This window comes from Mycobacterium sp. (assembly GCF_039583785.1).
In the GTDB taxonomy this organism is placed as follows: domain Bacteria; phylum Actinomycetota; class Actinomycetes; order Mycobacteriales; family Mycobacteriaceae; genus Mycobacterium.
The window spans coordinates 226709-242295 of the sequence record NZ_JAVKSG010000002.1 but is presented as its reverse complement, the minus strand read 5'-3'; the positions used below and the strand labels follow the sequence as shown (position 1 = coordinate 242295).

The 15587-nt window shown below is 65.8% G+C and carries 12 protein-coding genes, 4 pseudogenes and 1 riboswitch; of the genes and pseudogenes, 9 read left to right on the top strand and 7 right to left on the bottom strand.

The window, feature by feature from the left end:
- The 3 genes and pseudogenes from ABDV69_RS02775 to ABDV69_RS02765 form a co-directional block, all read right to left on the bottom strand.
- Positions 1 to 235 (bottom strand): annotated as a pseudogene (locus ABDV69_RS02775) (RES domain-containing protein); the annotation flags it as partial.
- Positions 228 to 734: a hypothetical protein gene (locus ABDV69_RS02770; protein ID WP_343571804.1), complete on the bottom strand. Its 507-nt coding sequence runs from the start codon at positions 732 to 734 to the stop codon at positions 228 to 230. The gene ABDV69_RS02770 and the pseudogene ABDV69_RS02775, both read right to left, overlap by 8 nt.
- 50 nt (positions 735 to 784) lie before the next feature.
- The gene (locus tag ABDV69_RS02765) at positions 785 to 2110 is read right to left on the bottom strand and encodes a DEAD/DEAH box helicase (RefSeq protein ID WP_343571803.1); all 1326 of its coding nucleotides are present in this window, start codon (positions 2108 to 2110) and stop codon (positions 785 to 787) included.
- A gap of 292 nt (positions 2111 to 2402) precedes the next feature.
- Here ABDV69_RS02765 and ABDV69_RS02760 point away from each other — a divergent pair, with 292 nt between their 5' ends.
- Positions 2403 to 3788, top strand: a complete 1386-nt coding sequence (locus ABDV69_RS02760) for a C45 family peptidase (RefSeq protein WP_343571802.1) — start codon at positions 2403 to 2405, stop codon at positions 3786 to 3788.
- Positions 3789 to 4721, top strand: a complete 933-nt coding sequence (gene glsA, locus ABDV69_RS02755; RefSeq protein ID WP_343571801.1) for a glutaminase A — start codon at positions 3789 to 3791, stop codon at positions 4719 to 4721.
- Here glsA and ABDV69_RS02750 read toward each other — a convergent pair.
- Complete coding sequence (locus ABDV69_RS02750; RefSeq protein WP_343571800.1) at positions 4718 to 7093, bottom strand: lysylphosphatidylglycerol synthase transmembrane domain-containing protein; 2376 nt, start codon at positions 7091 to 7093, stop codon at positions 4718 to 4720. The genes glsA and ABDV69_RS02750 overlap by 4 nt on opposite strands.
- A gap of 321 nt (positions 7094 to 7414) precedes the next feature.
- Between ABDV69_RS02750 and ABDV69_RS02745 the strand changes: the two genes are divergently transcribed.
- Positions 7415 to 8356 (top strand): class I SAM-dependent methyltransferase, encoded by a 942-nt coding sequence (locus ABDV69_RS02745; RefSeq protein WP_343571799.1) that lies wholly within the window; start codon positions 7415 to 7417, stop codon positions 8354 to 8356.
- A 169-nt stretch (positions 8357 to 8525) separates the two neighbouring features.
- Here the strand turns inward: ABDV69_RS02745 and ABDV69_RS02740 are convergent, their stop codons facing one another.
- Positions 8526 to 8903 (bottom strand): type II toxin-antitoxin system VapC family toxin, encoded by a 378-nt coding sequence (locus ABDV69_RS02740; protein ID WP_343571798.1) that lies wholly within the window; start codon positions 8901 to 8903, stop codon positions 8526 to 8528.
- Positions 8900 to 9157 carry a CopG family transcriptional regulator gene (locus ABDV69_RS02735; protein ID WP_343571797.1) on the bottom strand — a complete coding sequence of 86 codons (258 nt, stop codon included), beginning with the start codon at positions 9155 to 9157 and terminating at the stop codon, positions 8900 to 8902. The genes ABDV69_RS02740 and ABDV69_RS02735 overlap by 4 nt, the downstream gene beginning before the upstream one ends.
- Before the next feature lie 225 nt (positions 9158 to 9382).
- Here ABDV69_RS02735 and ABDV69_RS02730 point away from each other — a divergent pair.
- From ABDV69_RS02730 to ABDV69_RS02705, 6 genes and pseudogenes are all read left to right on the top strand, one after another.
- Positions 9383 to 9502: pseudogene (locus ABDV69_RS02730) on the top strand (type II toxin-antitoxin system PemK/MazF family toxin); the annotation flags it as partial.
- A 79-nt stretch (positions 9503 to 9581) separates the two neighbouring features.
- On the top strand, positions 9582 to 12224 hold the full coding sequence (locus ABDV69_RS02725; RefSeq protein WP_343571796.1) for a GH92 family glycosyl hydrolase: 2643 nt from the start codon (positions 9582 to 9584) through the stop codon (positions 12222 to 12224).
- Positions 12225 to 12248: 24 nt separating this feature from the next.
- A pseudogene (locus ABDV69_RS02720) lies at positions 12249 to 13007 on the top strand (alpha/beta fold hydrolase); the annotation flags it as partial.
- A 39-nt stretch (positions 13008 to 13046) separates the two neighbouring features.
- Positions 13047 to 13538: a DUF309 domain-containing protein gene (locus tag ABDV69_RS02715; RefSeq protein ID WP_343571795.1), complete on the top strand. Its 492-nt coding sequence runs from the start codon at positions 13047 to 13049 to the stop codon at positions 13536 to 13538.
- 55 nt (positions 13539 to 13593) lie between these two features.
- A riboswitch (SAM riboswitch) is annotated at positions 13594 to 13705 on the top strand.
- Positions 13706 to 13850: 145 nt separating this feature from the next.
- Positions 13851 to 14438, top strand: a complete 588-nt coding sequence (locus ABDV69_RS02710; RefSeq protein WP_343571794.1) for a hypothetical protein — start codon at positions 13851 to 13853, stop codon at positions 14436 to 14438.
- Between the two features lie 86 nt (positions 14439 to 14524).
- Positions 14525 to 14665 (top strand): annotated as a pseudogene (locus ABDV69_RS02705) (type II toxin-antitoxin system prevent-host-death family antitoxin); the annotation flags it as partial.
- 100 nt (positions 14666 to 14765) lie between these two features.
- Here ABDV69_RS02705 and ABDV69_RS02700 read toward each other — a convergent pair.
- A complete protein-coding gene (locus tag ABDV69_RS02700) occupies positions 14766 to 15509 on the bottom strand; it encodes a hypothetical protein (protein WP_343571793.1) in 744 nt (247 codons plus the stop codon).
- Positions 15510 to 15587 lie beyond the last annotated feature (78 nt).

Below are 15587 nucleotides of genomic sequence, written 5' to 3'. Positions count from 1 at the left end.
GGTAGCGCTCGCGGAACGCGCCGACGAGAGCGCCTGCGGCGTAACGGGTTCGGAATGCCCCCGACTCGGGGTCGAAGCGGTACCGGGCGGTCGGGAACCCGGCCCAGGTCCAGTCTTCGGGTGCGGTCGCCTCGACGCGCCACAACTCGCTGCCGGCCTCGACGCGGCGACGCCGCAGCCCGACCGGTCGCGCGTCGGGCAGTGGCTTGCGGTAGCCGGCGGGAAGGTCAGGCACCAATGCCGGCGAGCATCCGCCACGCGGCGTCAGCGGTCTTCGGACGGCGCAGTGCCTCGGCGATCGACGAGCCGCCAAGTTCGTCGTGCGTGAGCCGCATGATCCGATCGGCGGCCAGCGGGTCGGAGGTGAACTCGGACAGCAGTTCGAGGATCTGCGGCAGATCGGTCCTTATTCGATCGGCATCGAATTGCCAAGCCGGGAAGTAGGTTTGGTTGCCGACCGCCGAGCCGAGTAGCTTGCCCCGGCTGCGGAGCCGATGCACGGCCTGCGGCGACTGCAATGCCAAGCGCTGCTGCACTTTTGGCGTCGCCAACGAGCCGTCGACGAAATCGCAGACCAACGCGCTGCGGCGTTCTTCGTTCAGGCTGTGGGCCGCGACCCGCTCCAACGTTCCTTGCGGAGTGGTCGGCGCTTTGAGGACGGCGTCCAGCACTTCGGCGAAGCCGGGTTCGGCCAACGCACGCTCGGCGACCTGTTGGGCCACGGTAGCGGACATCACTCCAGGCTACCAGCGGCCACATTCGATTGAAACAATCGAAACAAGCTCTAAACGGGTCGGCGAACCCTGCGGTTGCCGTGGCTGCTGCGGGCGGTGGCCTTGGCGTGCTCGCCACCACGGTTCGGGCGGCGTCGCGGTGCCCGGTTGAGCGGCGCGATCGCCGGCCTGGCGGTGGGCGCCTGGTACGGCGCGATCTCGCCGACCAGTTGTACGACGGGCTCCGAGGCCGCGGTGACTTGCTGCGGGCGCGCGGCAATACCGGCCCGCTTCATCAGCGCCGAGGTGTCCCTGCGCTGGTCGGGCAGCACGACCGTGACCACGTCACCGGAGCTGCCGGCCCGGGCGGTACGGCCGGAGCGGTGCAGGTAAGCCTTGTGCTCGGCGGGCGGGTCGACGTGCACCACAAGTTGCACGTCGTCGACGTGCACGCCACGGGCGGCGATGTCGGTGGCCACCAGAACCCGGGCCTCGCCCGACGCGAAAGCGGCCAGGTTGCGGTCGCGGGCGGGCTGAGAAAGGTTGCCGTGCAGGTCAACTGACGGCACACCTGACTCGGTGAGCTGGCGGGCCAGCTTCTTGGCCTGATGCTTGGTGCGCATGAACAGGATCCGGCGACCGGTGCCCGAGGCCAACCGGTGCACCAATTCCGTTTTGGCGCCGGCGCTTTCGACGTGGAAGACGTGGTGGGTCATCTCCGGCACCGGCGAGTTGACCTCGTCGACCGAATGCATGATGTGGTTGCGCAGGAACCGCTTGACCAGCTTGTCGACGCCGTTGTCCAGGGTCGCGGAGAACAGCAGTCGCTGACCGGTCGGCGGCGTTGCCGCCAGGATCCGGGTGACGCCGGGCAGGAAGCCGAGGTCAGCCATGTGGTCGGCCTCGTCGAGCACGGTGATGTCGACCGAGTCGAGGCTGATCAGTCGCTGGCGCATCAGGTCTTCCAGCCGGCCCGGGCAGGCGACGACGATGTCTACTCCGGCGTTGAGGGCGGACTCCTGGCGGGTTTGCGACACCCCGCCGAAGATCGTGGTGACCTTCAGGCCGTAGCTGGCGGCCAGCGGCTCCAGCGTCGCGGTGATCTGGGAGGCCAGCTCGCGGGTGGGGGCCAGCACCAGGCCGGTCGGGTGCTTGGGCCGCCGCTTGGCCGCTGCGAGCCGGGCTACCAAGGGAAGTGAGAAGGCCAGTGTCTTACCGCTGCCGGTCTTGCCGCGGCCGAGCACGTCGCGTCCGGCCAGAGTGTCGGGCAGCGTGTCGACCTGGATCGGGAACGGCGCGGCGATTCCGCGCGCGGACAGGTTGCTGATCAGTCGCTCGGGCACGCCGAGCTCAACGAAGGACGGAGATGTCACAGTGGTGTGGTGCCTTTCAGGCATCGAGATGTGGCGAGATTGCCGGTGGGCAAAATCGATCGCCGCGAAAAAGCTTGGATTCGAATGTCGGAGCAATCCACGACGTTGTTGGCTTCGGTAGCACCAACGTTGTCTGCGATCTTAACCCACATGCCGGGTACCGAACCAACACAGTGTGAGCAAGGACACCGGGGCGCGGGTCGCGCGGCACTAAAGTCGGCGTGGCGTAAGTTCCTGGCGCGGGGGGTATGTAACGGGGATGGCTTCGAATACGAACGGTCATGACGTGCAACCACCACCGGGACGGGCTCAGCCGTTGGCAAGAGTCACACCCGCCGATCTTACAAAGGAGCAGCAGGGTTGGCTGTCCGACGCCACCCGCCGCGACGTCGACGGATGGGTGCATCTCACGGTCAAAGGATCCCCGGCCGCCCGTGGATTCCAGTACGGCTACCTCGTCGCCGAGGAGTATGCCGAATCGATCCCGGTGTACCGGGAGATGACTTATCAGGACATCGGGATGTCCTATGACTTCTTCGTCGAACGGGCCGTCGAACTACACGCCGACAAAATCCCCGACGAACTGCGCGAAGAAATGCTCGGCGTGGCCGCGGGTCTGACCGCTGCGGGGGTGCCGGCCACGTTCAACGATGTGCTCGGCATCAACGACTGGATGGAACTCACCGGCTATTGGTGGCCGAAGAACTCGGGGCGCTACACCGCGTTGGCGCCGACCGGTGGCGAGGGCAATCACTGCAGCGCCTTCATCGCGACCGGCAGTGCAACCTCCGACGGGTCGATCGTCATAGGCCACACCAGCTTCACCGGCTTCTGGCAGGGCCAGTTCGAGAACGTCATCCTGGACATCTCCCCGGACGACGGCAACCGGATGGTCATGCAGACCGCGCCGGGTTGGATTGCCAGCATGAGCGATTTCTGGTTGACCAGCGCCGGCCTGGCGATCACCGAAACGACCATCGGCGGCTACGACGGGTTCAAGGGCTATGACGAGACGCGGGCGCCGGAGTTCATCCGTGCCCGCAAGGCCTCGCAATACGCTCAGGACATCGACCACTGGGTCGAGATGCTCAACTGCGACAACAACGGCGGATATGCCAATTCGTGGTTGATCGGTGACGCCAACACCGGTGAGATCGCACGCTACGAGGAGGGCCTGGTGTATCAGAGCCTCAGCCGCACGACCGATGGCCACTTCTGGGGTGACAACGCTCCGTCGGATCCGCGGATCCGCAACCTGGAGTGCTCCGGGACCGGGTTCAGCGACGTGCGCTCTGCCAATGGCGCGCGGGAGGTTCGCTGGCGCCAACTGCTCGGTCAGCATCACGGGCACATCGACGTCGAGGTCGGCCAGCGCATGCTGGCCGACACGTTCGACACCTACCTCGGCTACATCCACCCGTCGTCCCGGACCATCTGCGCGCATTCCGACGTCGATCCCTGCCACTTCAGCGGCCTGACCCCGTTCACACCATTCGGATCGGTGGATGGCAAGGTCGCGACCTCAGCCGACATCAAGGCGCTCAATCTCTGGGCCCGGTTTGGGCGTGCCGACGGTACGGAGTTCGACGCCGAGGAATTCCTGCGTCAGCATCCGCAATGGGATTGGCAGCGGGGCTATCTGAAGGATCGTCCGCACCAACCGTGGACGCACATCGAGTCGGGCCGCACCGGTGGGCGCTGAATGATCACCGCCGACCAGATCGTTGAGTCCGTCACCACCGCCCACGCGAAGCACCAGAAGAATCGCCGCGGCAAAAACGCCGACTACATACCGGCTCTGGCGACGGTGGATCCCAACCTTTTCGGCATCTGCGTGGCAACTGTTGACGGTCAGACCTTTTCGGCGGGCGATGCCGAATGTCCGTTCGCGCTGGAATCGATCTCGAAGGTCTTCACCGCCGCGCTTGCCCTCGAACAGGTCGGTCCGCAGAAGTTTCACCGCAAAGTGGGCGCCGATCCGACTGGCGCGGCATACAATTCGGTGTTGGCGCTCGAACTTCACAACGACATGCCGATGTCGCCGATGGTCAACGCGGGCGCGATGACAGCAACCAGCCTGGTGTCGGCCCGCGATGCCGACGACCGCTTTGCGCAGATCTTGCGCGGCCAAAGCGATTTCGCGGGGCGTGAGATTTCGCTCAGCGATGAGATCGCCGCCTCCGAGCGGGCCACCAACTTCCACAACCGGGCGATCGCATGGCTGCTGCTCTGCGGCGGATATATGTACTGCGACCCGATGGAAGCCTGCGATATCTACACGCTGCAGTGCTCAACGCTGGTGACCGCCGTCGACCTGGCGTTCATGGGCGCGACCCTGGCCAACGGCGGCGTCAATCCCCGCACCCACAAAAGGGTGATCGCCAAGACCAACGTGCCGCACGTGCTGGCTTTGATGACGATGGAAGGTCTCTATACCGCCTCCGGTGACTGGGCTTACAGTGTCGGGTTGCCGGCCAAGAGCGGCGTCGGGGGTGGACTGGTCGCGGTGTCGCCGGGCAAGCTGGCGATCGCCGCCTATTCGCCGCCGCTGGACAAGGCGGGCAACAGCGTGCGTGCCCAGGCCGCGATCACCCAGATCGCGCACACCCTGGGGCTGGGGCTTTTCAACGCCTAGACCATGTCGTTGCGGGTCAGCCAATGCATCACCGGCCATCCGATGAACACCGGCAACCAGCAAGTCAGCACGCGGTACAGCAGTACCGACGGCACACTCACGGCCGCGGGCACACCGAAGGCGGCCAGCCCACCGATCAGCGCGGCTTCGACCGCGCCGACGCCGCCGGGAGTGGGTGCCGCCGAGGCGAGCGTGCCGCCGACCATCGTCACCACGGTGACGGTGACGAACGACGCGTTACCGCCGAACGCCGCCACGCTGGTCCACAGCGCCAACGCCGCGCCGAGAGTCGTTCCGCTGCAACCCAACACGATCAACGCCATCCGCTTCGGTTCGCGCGCGACCTCGATGATGTCGGCGACGATTTCCTTGAGCTTGGGAGTCACCGCCGTCGAGAGCCAGCGTCGCACATTGGGAATCAGCAAGAAGACCCCGACGAGGCCCAGCGCCGCACCGGCAATCAAGTAGAGCATCGTCGACTTCGGCACGAAGTGCGACAGGTCGGTTCCGGCGCCCGCCGCGGTGCTGAAGAAGATCAGCAGCAGGACGTGCATGATCACCTGCATCGACTGCTGCAGCGCGACCGCGGTGGTGGCGCGCGTCGTGCTCAGGCCGCTCTTCTGCAGAATTCGGGTGCTCAGCGCGAGCCCGCCGACGCCGGCCGGGGTGGTGGTCGCGGCAAAGGTGTTGGCCACCTGCGCAATCGACAGCCGCCAGAAGTTTACCGACTCGTCGGCGCTGGCCCACAGTGCAGCCGCGGCGCCGACATAGGTCGAGGCCGAGATGGCCAGGCCGAGCAGCGCCCACCACCAGTCGGCTTTGCCCAGGGCGTTGAAGAACGTCGGCACTGTGCTGATGAACGGATAGGCGACGTAGACCAACGCGCCGAGCAGCAGCAGCTGGATGAGCTGGCTACGGCTGAACCGGGTGACCGCTTCGGGCTGGATTTTCTCGGTACCGGTTTGGCGCATCACCGCCGCGCGGCTGCGGGAGATGACGGCCTTGGCGTCGTTGACCGAGCTCCGGATATGTTTCGGCACTGCAGTTTTGGTGAGCCTACGCGATGCGCTCAGCACGGTGTCGCGGCCGAGTACCGCGATCGCCGCGGCGACGGCCTCGTCCGCGCCGTAGAGTGACGACGTCGTCACCAACAGCTGAGCGATGTCGGCCTGTAATTGGTTGTCGGTGGCACCGTATTCCGCGCTGCCGAAGCCGCCGAAGAACACCGCGCCGTTGCTGACGGTGATCTCCTTGTTGCGCAGATCGCCGTGCGCGATCTGGTGCTTTTGCAGCTTGCGCAGCGATTCCCAGACTTCGGCCACCGGTGTCGAGGTGTGGCACTTGTTCAGCGGCTCGCCGCGAATCTGCTTGTGCGCATACAACGTCCAGCCACGGTCCAGGGTGCCGACGGCGATCGTGGTGGTGTTGGCGATACCCAGCTCGCCGATCGCGATGGCCATCAGCGCGCGATGTTCGACCGCGCGACGCATCGAGGCCTGCAGCGGAGCGGTCTCGTTGTCGCGCAGCCGAAGAATCCGCCACACCTGCCGCAGCGCGCCACCGCTTCGCTGATGCGGACCGTACATCTCGACGACGGCGTTCTCATCCGAGTCCTCGGTGATGGCGGCGAGGATCAGCGGCCCCGACCCGGCGGGGCGCAACACCCGCAGGCAGGTCACCGGAAACCCGCGTTTGGCCATCGCGCGCACCGCGCCGTCCAGCGGCACCTCCAAGGCGGGGGTGCCGCTGACCAGGATCACCAGCCCGCCGACGAACCAGCCCGCCGCGATACCCAGCAGCGAGCGGGCCGGCACGACCGCGCTGACGACCAGGTGGATCGGGATGAACGCCAGCAGCAGGGCCCACCACCAGCGCCGCCAGCGGGCCGGCAGCCACGGGCCGGACACGGTCAGCACCGCGGCGAGCATTCCGATCCAGCGCGGGTCGTCAAGGAATTGGGATAAGACAGTGCGCAGCCGGTCGGACAGGTCGAAATGCCACTGCGGCGCGGCGATGCCCGTACCGCTGATCGACAACGCGAGGATCGAGAGCGCTGCGGCCGCGGCGTAAGGGATCAGCAGTCGCCCCTGCCGGGCGATGATCAGGCCGAACAGGATCATGAACGGTAACGCCAACACCGCGAGGCCGTACACCAGGTAGACCACGTCGGACTGGGTTGGCGTCAACACCCCGACGACATGCGAGATGGACATCTCCAGCCCGTCCCAGCGGGTGCGGGTGATCAGCGAACTGGTGATCACGACCGCCAGCAGCGACCCCGACAGCGCGACCCGCAGCATGTCGTTGGTGCGCCGAATCAGGGGTTGCAGCAAGTTGCCGGAAACCCTGACCTCGCGACCGTCGACGAGCATGCTCCCAGCAACCTCCGGACTGCGTCTGTCAGCGTTCCGCCGACAACATAACTGGTGACCTCAGTCGATAGCCGGATTGCCGGTCGCTGTGCCTGCTTCTACGCCGTCATGAGTCACAGCTGTAACCCGTGCACCAGAGTTCGGGCATAGTCCCTGTTTTGAAAACGAGACCACAGGCGATATCAGCCGTCCGGTGGCAGACCCGAGTGATATCGCATGCGGCCACGTTTTCGAAAACGGTCACCCACTCCCTGCCGTGACGAATGAGGCCACCGAGACGACGCACAGCCATTACCTAGCCAACTCACGTACTTTCGAGTGATGACCAGAACTGACAATGACTCCTGGGAAATCACCGAGAGTGTGGGGGCGACCGCGCTGGGCGTGGCGGCGGCCCGCGCGGCGGAGACCGAGAGCGCCAAACCGCTGATCCAAGACCCGTTCGCGCGGGTGTTCCTCGACGCCGTCGGCGACGGCGTGTGGAGCTGGCACTCGGCTGCGGAGCTGCCGGCCGAGGTACTCGAGGCCGAGCCCGAGTTGCCGCTGCAGATGGACGCGATGGTCAGCTACATGGCCACCCGGACCAAATTCTTCGACTCGTTCTTCCTCACCGCGGCCACCGCGGGCATCAAGCAGGCAGTGATCCTGGCGGCCGGCCTCGATGCGCGGTCGTGGCGGCTGCCCTGGCCGGACGGCGTGACGGTCTACGAACTCGACCAGGACCGGGTGCTGGACTTCAAGCTGTCGACGCTGACCGATCACGGCGCAAAGCCCGCCGCCAACAGGGTCGAGGTGGCTGTCGACCTCAGGCACGACTGGCCGAAGGCGTTGCAGGAGGCCGGTTTCGACCCTTCTCAGCCGAGCGTGTGGTCGGCCGAGGGACTGATGCCGTACCTGCCGAACGCGGCGCAGGAACTGCTGTTCGAGCGCATCCACGACCTCGCCGCCCCCGGTAGCCGCGTCGCGGTCGAGGCGCTCGGGCCGACATTCCTCGACGAGGAACTACGGGCCAAGCGGCGCGCGCGGATGGATCGGGTCCGCAGCGTGCTGGCCAAAGTCCAGCCGGGACGCGAGGTCCCCCGGACCGACGAGTTGTGGTACTTCGAGGAGCGCGAACCGGTCGGCGACTGGTTCGCCCGCCACGGCTTTCAGGTGACGGTGACACCGGCCGCCGAGTTGATGGCCGACTTCGGTCGGGGCGCCGACGAGGCGGTCAAAGACCTGGTGCCGGGCAACGAATTCGTCTACGCCCGCCGGATTTAGGGCTCACACGTTTTGGGCAGGGGTTTGACCGGCGGGATGTGCCACGTTGCCGCGGTGCGCGAAATTTACGCCAGCTTGCTGGCCACTCGCGGTTTTCCGCGGTGCCGTCGATTTCGGCGCAGCCTCGTCGCAACCGACCAGCTGTTGTCGAATTAGCGACACCGGACCGCTAATAGGGAGCCGCCAGCTTGGTAAACATCGGGAAGTGTCGCACATTCGTCGTCAGCACGTCGGCGTCGAGCACAATCGCGGTCGCAGCGATCAAGTAGTCGACCGCGCCGATGCCGCTGTGGCTCTTTCGGTACCGGCGAGCCAACTGTCCGGCGACGCGAGCGACATCCTCGCTCACCTGCGCCCAACGCAAGGCGGAGCAGAACTCCTCGAGAGCGGGAAGTTCGTTGTGTCGGACTCCCGCCAAGAGCTCGAACCGGACCAGCTCGCTTGCCACCAAGTCATCGCCGGCCTCGGTCAGCGCCGTGAGTAGCTCGACAGCTGCGGGTTCGCCGCGCAAATGGTCGACCGCGATGGTGGTGTCGACCAGTTTCATGCCAAGCCGAGCTTGCTCAAGCGATCGTCGAGGTTGTCGCGGACGGCGTCGACATATTCGGCACCGGTCACATCCCGTCCCCGCCACGCGCCGGCGCTGCTTTTCAGCGCTGCCGTTCGCTCTTGCTTGCTTCGGCTTCCGTAGGCGGTGTGAATTGCCCGACGGATCAATTCTGACCGGGACGCCCCGGTTGCCTGCGCGGCGCGATCCAGTAGCGCGAGCTCCTGCTCGGTGAGCGTGATCTGGGTGCGCATGACATCACTTTACATCGGGTGATGTTCTGGGTGGCGTAGCGGCCGGTCGTGATCGTCGTCGACACCAGCGTCTGGATCGACGTCCTCAACGACAATCGCGCACCGCAGGCGACTGTCTGATCGCCGCCCCGTGCGTGCGTACCGGCGTCCCGCTGCTGCACGCGGACGCGGATTTCGACCGCCTTGCTACCTGCACTCCTCTGCGGATTTGGAACGGTTGGTCGCGTCAACTTCGACACCATTCACACCCTGCCGCGCGCCGCATTGCGCCGCAGGATCACGCGATTGTCGCCGGCGCGTCTTCATCAGGCGGGCCGCACACTCCGGGCCAGCACGGGACGCTGACACGCCCGGCGCGGGGCCCAGCCAACTCGACACGGCCCGCGTCCCACACCGAGCGAGCCCCAAGGAGCAAAATTCGGTTATGCGGTCACGACGGAGTGCCGTGGCGTTGCTCGCGGCAGCTCTGCTGGTCAGCGCGATGCTGGTCAGTGCCACGCCCACGTCGTACGAACCGCCGCCGATGGTGGCCAACCCCGTCGAGCACGTCGACACCCTGATCGGCACCGGCAACGGCGGCAAGACGGTCGGCGAGATCAACCAGTTCCCGGGCCCGACAGTGCCGTTCGGGATGGTGCAGTACTCGCCGGACACCGTCGGCAACTACGCGGGCTACAACCATTCCAACGACCGGTCGACGGGGTTCAGCATGACGCACGCCTCGGTGGGCTGCCCGGCGTTCGGCGACATCTCGATGCTGCCGACGACCAGTCCGGTCGGTGACGAGCCATGGGACGCCTCGGAGGAGATCGCGCACGACAACGACGAGCGCGGCGTGCCGGGGTATTACACGGTGCGGTTGCCGTCGGCGGGTGTGACCGCGGAGCTGACCGCGACCAACCGCACCGGCGTGGGGCGCTTTCACTATCCGGGCGACCGCGCGGCGCGGTTTTTCATCCGGCCCGGTGGATCGTTGGGCGGCACCTCGGCCGCCAACATCGCAATCAGCCACGACAACACCACGATCACCGGGTCGGCCACCAGCGGCGGGTTCTGCGGCAAGAACAATGTCTACACCGTGTATTTCGCGATGAAGTTCAGCCAGCCGTTCACCTCGTTCGGCACCTGGGACGGTTTCACGGTGTACCCCAACGGCCGCAGCGCCTATTCGAGTTACCAAGGGTCCAGCGGGGGATACGTCGAGTTTCCCGCCGGGGTGAACCTCGAGGTGCGAACTGCGTTGTCCTACGTGAGCATTGGCGGGGCACGCAAAAATCTGGACGAGGCGGCTGTTGGATTTGACGACATCCGGGCCGCCGCCTCGAAGCAGTGGAATGACGCGCTGTCGCGGATCAGGATCGCCGGCTACACCGAGGACGACATCGTCACCTTCTACTCCGCGCTCTACCATTCGCTGTTGAACCCCAACACGTTCAACGACGTCGACGGGCGCTACATCGGGTTCGACGGCGATGTGCATGATGTGCCGCCGGGCCACACCCAGTACGCGAACTACTCCGACTGGGACACCTACCGCGGGGTGGCCGCGCTGCAGGCGATGGTGTTCCCGCGCGAGGCCAGCGACATGGCGCAGTCGCTGGTGAACGACGCCGAGCAGAGCGGGTCGTTCCCGCGGTGGGCGCTGGCCAATACCGCGACCGCGGAGATGACCGGCGACAGCGTGGTGCCGCTGATCGCGAACTTCTATGCGTTCGGCGCCAAGGACTTTGACACCGAGCGGGCACTGCACTTCATGCTCGACGCCGCGACCGAGGGCGGGGTCGGGCGCAATGGGTATGTGGAGCGGCCGGCGATCGGCACATATCTCAAGCGCGGGTATCTGCCGTTGCCGTCGTCGTCGTGCCGCGGCTCGTTTCCAGCGGCGTCCATCTCGCTGGAGTGGTCGATCGACGACTTCGCCGTTTCCCAATTCGCCGCTGCCTTGGGTGATTCCGATATTGCGAACGAATTTCAGGACCGGGCGCAATACTGGCAGAACCTGTTCAACCCGACGACGCACTCCATCTCGCCGCGCAATGCGCTCGGCTTCTTCCGCTCCGGGCCCGCGGTGGTGCCGCCCGGCAAGGATTGCTTCAGCCAGGCGGGGTTCGACGAGGGCAACGCCGAACAGTACGTCTGGTACGTGCCGCAGAACATCGCCGGCCTGGTGACCGCGCTGGGTGGCCGGGATGCGGTGTCGCAGCGGCTCGACAAGTTCACCTCGCAGCTCAATGTCGGTCCGGTGGACCCGTACATGTGGGCGGGCAACGAGCCGAACTTCTCGGTGCCGTGGCTGTACAACTACCTCGGGCAGCCTTGGAAGACACAGCAGTTGGTCGACAAGGTGCGCAGCACGCTGTTCAGTCCGACGCCTAATGGTGAGCCGGGCAACGACGACTTGGGCGCGATGTCGGCGTGGTTCGTCTGGGCGTCGCTTGGTCTGTATCCCAGCATTCCGGGGACGTCGACACTGACGGTGAACACGCCGTTGTTTGATCGCGTCGAGATTGCCTTGCCCGCAGACAGATCCATTCGGATCTCTGCGCCCGGGGCGTCTGGGCACCACCGGATGCAGTACATCGCCGGGCTGCACGTCGACGGCAAGCCGACGAACAAGACGTATCTGCCGGAGTCGGTGCTCGCCGGTGGCGGTGAGCTGGCGTTCTCGCTGTCGAGCAAGCCGAACAAGTCGTGGGGGACTGCTGCTGATTCGGCGCCGCCGTCGTTCGGGGCGGGCAGCCTGGCGGTGACGATGAACGTCACACCGTCCGTCGTTGCGATGGACGCCGGGACGGAGACCGATGTGACGGTCAACGTGCAGCGGATGGTCGACGGGCCGGATGACTACTCGATTAGCGGGAAAGCTGCTGTGCAAGGGATTTCCGCGGAGCCGGTGTCGGGGAAGTTCGACGGCGACGGGTCTGGCACGTCGACGCTGACGGTCAAGGTGGATAAGTCGGTGCGGGACGGGTACTACCCGCTGGAGTTGACGACCAAGGCCGGCAAGGGGGAGCGGACGTTCATGCTGCTCGTCGCGGTCGGTGAGGGTGCGGGGGCGGGTGACTGACCGGCCGGTGGGGCGGCCGGAGGTGCCTTAAGCCCGGAGCAGCGGCGGGCGTTTCTCGCACCCGACCTGCTGGGTCACGGCGAGTCAGCGAAACCCCGCAGCGACTACTCGCTGGGCGCATTCGCGGTGCTGCTGCGCGACTTCCTCGACGAACTCGGCGTCAGCCAGGCCACCGTGGTCGGGCATTCGCTGGGCGGCGGGGTCGCCATGCAGTTCGTCTACCAGCACCCCGACTACGTCAAGCGGTTGATCCTGATCAGCAGCGGCGGGCTGGGTCCCGACGTTGGACTGGTGCTGCGGCTGCTGTCGGCGCCTGGGGCGGAGCTGGTGTTGCCGATCATCGCGCCCAAGCCGGTGCTCACCGTCGGCAACCAGATCAGGTCGTGGTTTCGAAGCGCCGGCATTCAGTCGCCGCGCGGCGCCGAGATCTGGAGCGCGTATTCGTCGCTGTCGGACCCCGAAACCCGGTCGTCGTTCCTGAAGACGCTTCGATCTGTGGTCGATTACCGCGGGCAAGCGGTCAGTGGGCTGAACAGGCTGCGGCTGCGTGAGGAGCTACCGATCATGGCGATCTGGGGTGATCGGGACGGCATCATTCCCGTCGACCACGCCTATGCCGCGCGTGAGGCGCGCTCGGACAGCAGGCTGGAGATCCTGCCGGGGGTCGGGCACTTCCCGCAGGTGGAGGCGCCCAACGAGGTGGTCGAGCTGATCGAGGACTTCATGGCGACCAGCGAGCGTCGGGATGTGGAGAGCCCTCAGTTGAGCTTGGAGGCCGAGTAGGGCCGGTTGTCTCACAGCGTGGCTTGCCATGATTGGCACATGGCCGAGCGTGATCGGGACGACTCGGGCCGGCCCCGAAGTACCCGTCCGCGTGATTCTCTGGGCCGGCCGCTGCCCTACGGCAGTGCGGGCGCTCCGCGGATCTCCGATGACCTGGAGCTGGCACCCGCCGAAACCCTGGCCTATGCGCAGGATTTGCTAGACCAGGGTCTGGCGTTTAACGCGCACGAGGTCCTTGAGGCGGCGTGGAAGTCCGGTCCCGACGATGAACGGATGTCGTGGCAAGGCTTGGCGCAGCTCGCAGTTGGCATCACTCACGTCCAGCGCGGCAACGTCACGGGGGCAACGAGTCTGCTGCGCAGCGCGTCAGCCCGTCTTGCGCACGCCGACCGCCCGGGACGCCATGGGATCGACGTCGCCGGTTTGGTGGACTATGCCGATGCGCTGATCGACGATCTTGCGGCGGGTGTCCAAATCACGCCGCAGCGGCTGCGGCCGCGTCTGGTCGTCGTCGAATCTGGCCGCAACTAGCGGCTTTCCGAAGGCCCCAACGGATTTGTCGGTCCGGTGCGCTAATCTGAATTCGCTTCATGAGATGCCGTCGCCAAGCTCCGACTAGGCGGCACGCCAACCCCACGCTCGTGGGTGGCTCGGATGACGAAGCGGCCGGCACCAATTGGTGACGGCAAGAGCGCCTCCCACGGTGGAGGCCCGACATTTCGGGAGTACTGCAATGTCTGGCAATCGTTTTAGCGTGACGGCGAACGCGTCGAAGTCGAAGGCGAAGGAGCACGCAGCGTCGCACGGCTGCTCCCCGGCGATCAAGAACCGGGCGGTAGCGAAATGACCGCGCGGGAGTTGAGCGCAACCGACGCGGCACTGCGCGAGCGCATTCGTGAGTTGTCCGTGCACATCCCGTGCGGCGACCTGCGCGGCCCGGTGAACGGCAGGTGGCAGTCGTGCCGCGACGAGGATTCACCCGAGAAGTGGGGTTGCGACGTATCCAGCGAGCAAGACCTGTGCATCATCTGCTTCAGGGCGACGGCTGGCGGCACATCACGCTGGTCGTGGCTGGCGTGCATGAACTGCCGTCAAGTCAACAAGTCGATCGCACGGCCGGAGTCGGAATATGGTGATCGCCCATTCGCCCTGGGCCGCCACAGCATGATGAATAGCATTGGCGTCAGCGGCGGCGCTTCAGCTGAGGTTCAGCAGGATCAGATCACTCAGCTGGTGGCGTTCTTCAAAGGCGATGACCGGCTGCGCGAGTGGCGCAGGCGGGAGTACTCGCGATTAGCCAGCCAGTTCGATCCGCTTGCTGATGTCTCGCTGAGGGTTTGGCAGACCGAATGGCCACCGAGCCACGAGGCGTCGGTGGACGCCTTCGCGCGTCTCCTCGGGCATCAGCCGGACCCGCCGGCGCCCACGTGAGTTGCGAGGCGTTACTCGAGACGCAAACCCCGCAGTGACTACTCGCTGGGCGCGCCGAGATGCTACAGAAGTGCTACATTCGTAGCATGACCGAAGTCGGTTCCCGTGACCTGCGCAACGACACAGCGGGAGTGCTCCGCCGGGTGCAGGCCGGGGACGACATCGCCATCACTGTCAAAGGTCGGCCCGTCGCGATGCTCAGCGCGCTGCAGCCTCGGCGCCGGCGTTGACTTCACCGCTCTGGACGGCGTGGGCGGTCTGAGGATCATCAAGGTCTGAGTGCAATGCAGATGGATCGCCGCCGCGAGCGTTGTTGCAGATCGACAGTCAGTTGTAGGCGGTGCTTCCCTCGACCGGGCTCGTGGTGCTGATGAACTTGGCGATGCAGTGGTCATCATCGAGCCCTTGGCTTTTGCACCATGCCAGCGCACCGGACGAGTCGGGAAATGTGATGCCCACAATCGTGACCCAGTAATTCGGCGCAGAGAACGTTGACCAGTCGCCCGACCACAGCAGTTTTACCTGGGGATACCGCTCACGTAGGTCAAGAAATTCCTGCAGCGTCATCGCGTTATTCCACGCAACGCCCGCGTCCCTAACTCCCGGACGCTTGGAACTGAGTTGCGGCACCCAATGATCGGCAAGTATCTCGTTGACGAAGGGGCGGTCGCGGTTTGCGACTTGTCGCAGCCGTTGCTGGGCGGCGGCCTCGGAATCCTCGGGTGCCGGCTCCGCCGTACCGGGAGCCGGTGTTGATGACAGCGAAGGCGTTTCGCTGCCGGTCGATTCAGCAGGGGCCGAGGTCGTCTCGGTGGGGTAGGCGATCGTCGATGGCAGGCTTTCGCCGCGGTCGGATCTTTGGCTGACCAGGATGCCGATGACGACGCCGATAGCGGCCAACAGCAGCGCCGATGCAATGGCGACAACGGTAATCAGTGCCCGCGTTCCTGACCGGCCGCCCAGTCCTTCCGCGGCGGCTGCCCCAGCCGTAGGACCGGATGGCGGATTGCTCAATTGCGCGTCGAATTGCCCAGGCGTGGAGCGAGATTTCGGGTATTCGGCGGCCGACACCGTGCTGGCCTGAGAAGCGCTGTGCCCGTTGCCCTTTAGTGCGCGTTGAGCGGCCCGCCCCAGGGCGCCGGCGCTGCC

Coding starts and splice junctions, on each gene's coding strand:
- ABDV69_RS02770 (WP_343571804.1), bottom strand. CDS start 734: ATGTCCGCTACCGTGGCCCAACAGGTCGCCGAGCGTGCGTTGGCCGAA.
- ABDV69_RS02765 (WP_343571803.1), bottom strand. CDS start 2,110: ATGCCTGAAAGGCACCACACCACTGTGACATCTCCGTCCTTCGTTGAG.
- glsA (WP_343571801.1), top strand. CDS start 3,789: ATGATCACCGCCGACCAGATCGTTGAGTCCGTCACCACCGCCCACGCG.
- ABDV69_RS02750 (WP_343571800.1), bottom strand. CDS start 7,093: ATGCTCGTCGACGGTCGCGAGGTCAGGGTTTCCGGCAACTTGCTGCAA.
- ABDV69_RS02745 (WP_343571799.1), top strand. CDS start 7,415: ATGACCAGAACTGACAATGACTCCTGGGAAATCACCGAGAGTGTGGGG.
- ABDV69_RS02740 (WP_343571798.1), bottom strand. CDS start 8,903: ATGAAACTGGTCGACACCACCATCGCGGTCGACCATTTGCGCGGCGAA.
- ABDV69_RS02735 (WP_343571797.1), bottom strand. CDS start 9,157: ATGCGCACCCAGATCACGCTCACCGAGCAGGAGCTCGCGCTACTGGAT.
- ABDV69_RS02725 (WP_343571796.1), top strand. CDS start 9,582: ATGCGGTCACGACGGAGTGCCGTGGCGTTGCTCGCGGCAGCTCTGCTG.
- ABDV69_RS02715 (WP_343571795.1), top strand. CDS start 13,047: ATGGCCGAGCGTGATCGGGACGACTCGGGCCGGCCCCGAAGTACCCGT.
- ABDV69_RS02710 (WP_343571794.1), top strand. CDS start 13,851: ATGACCGCGCGGGAGTTGAGCGCAACCGACGCGGCACTGCGCGAGCGC.